Annotated in this window: 2 protein-coding genes; both read left to right on the top strand. The window is 49.5% G+C overall.

Annotation, left to right across the window (positions count from 1 at the left end; all coding sequences use genetic code 11):
- Positions 1–571 (top strand): hypothetical protein (locus DOM41_RS17545; protein WP_157956943.1); only part of this gene is annotated, 571 nt, incomplete at its 5' end.
- Positions 568–1,431 (top strand): tetratricopeptide repeat protein, encoded by an 864-nt coding sequence (locus DOM41_RS14865; protein WP_110687669.1) that lies wholly within the window; start codon positions 568–570, stop codon positions 1,429–1,431. The genes DOM41_RS17545 and DOM41_RS14865, both read left to right, overlap by 4 nt.
- The last annotated feature ends 275 nt before the right edge of the window (positions 1,432–1,706 follow it).

Below are 1,706 nucleotides of genomic sequence, written 5' to 3' on the forward strand. Positions count from 1 at the left end.
TCGCGTCTGGGTGCGACGCAGCATCTTCGGCGTCCCGGGTCGTCAGGAAGCCCCCTTCGCCTCGCTGGAAGAAGAGCAGGAATCTTTGGAGATGGTCATTCGCGGGATCTCTGTAGATATCGACGTGATTCCGCAGTGGCGGCGTATGGACAATGCTGGGGCTGTTGCGGCTTTCGAGCAAGCCGATCATCCGGGGGAAGGGGCTTATTCTATTGCTTCGGAAATTAGCTTTCCTAGTGATATACGACGAGGAGGTGTCTTTGTAACCGTCAGCCAGTTCATTAGTGAAGCTGAAACGATTATGGGTAAATATGTCGTGACAAAGTCATCTAGGGAACTCAATGGTATTGAGTCTGCAGGTGGGTTTGAAGAGGGGGGTAGTGCCAATTACGGTAGTGAAATCCAAAGGCTGGTCGCTGAGAGTGAGGGTGCCTTAAATACTGTTTTAATAAATAGTGATTCTTTGGGTTTGCCTGGGAGTGTTCAAGTGATAGTTGAGCTGTTGCCAAAAGGTAGTGGGGTTAGAGATGTTTTTCGAATTCCCTTGAGTTCTACGGAGCGAGCACAATGAATCGATTGTTTTTATATTTTCTGATTGCTTGTTTTTTTTCATTTTCGGCTTATGCGGAAGATAATCAATCTTATATATCAAATCAGTCATTAGAAGAAAGATATTCAAGTAGTAGCTTAGCAAAACTTGAAGAAGAGTCGGAGCAAGGTGATGGTGTTGCAAGCTATTTGGCTGCATTTGCATATACTAATGGAGATAAAAGCACTAGAAAAAACGATGAAGAATCGGTTGAATATTTTAAAAAATCTTATAATCAGGGGTTTTTACAATCCGGTTACTATCTAGGGGCGATGTATTTTTCTGGCTCTGGAGTTAATAAGGATATTGAAGAGGGGTTGGGGTATCTAACATCCGCAGCTGATGCGGGGTATCCTAAAGCTGTGAAGAAGCTTGCGGAATTTTACCTTTTTGCCAGAGTCGATCCGTCCTTTCAAAGTGACGAAAAGGCGCTCTATTGGTTAAAAAAGGCTGCGGCTACTGGAGATGGTAACGCGATATATAATTTGTCTATTTTTTACTTGAATGGACGTGGTGGTGCTGAAAAAAATGAAAGAACAGCTTTTTCGTGGATGATGAGGGCAGCAGAACAAGATTATATGACATCTTACAGTAAGGTCGGCGACTTCTACGCCCAAGGCATTGGCACCGAACAGGATTTAGTTCGCGCCTACATGATGTACGACCTCGGCGGCACGGCGTCTTCCGGCAAAAAGGCGGAGCTGGCAGAACAGATGACTCAGGCGCAGATCGACGAAGCGGTTTCGCTCTCGCGCCAGTGGCAAGAAGAACACAACAGCTACCGCCCCAGTTACCACGGCCTCGAAGCGCAGGGCAGCGACGGCCACTACGAATATCACTGAGCGACGGCTTCGCTCGATATCCCCTCCGATCACGATCGTCACCGGCCTTTAGAGCCGGTGCCCCATGGCTCGGCCAACGTTTGGCGTGCCATGGCGGTAGCCATTTCTACTGATGATGCTAATCGTGTTCACCGACGTTGGCCGTCGCCAGCCTCGGTGCCGGCCTGGCCTCGGGGCGCTATGAGCGCCGGGCGGCCAGTCAGGGTATCGCCGCTGCCAATCAGTCCCTGGAGACCGCCAAGCGGCTAGCGCGCTTCGGTCAGATCACCGGCGCC

Origin of the sequence: Salinicola aestuarinus, from assembly GCF_003206645.1 — a bacterium.
In the GTDB taxonomy this organism is placed as follows: domain Bacteria; phylum Pseudomonadota; class Gammaproteobacteria; order Pseudomonadales; family Halomonadaceae; genus Salinicola; species Salinicola aestuarinus.

Excerpts from the sequence above, each read along its gene's own strand:
- DOM41_RS14865 (WP_110687669.1), top strand. The coding sequence starts at position 568 with ATGAATCGATTGTTTTTATATTTTCTGATTGCTTGTTTTTTTTCATTT.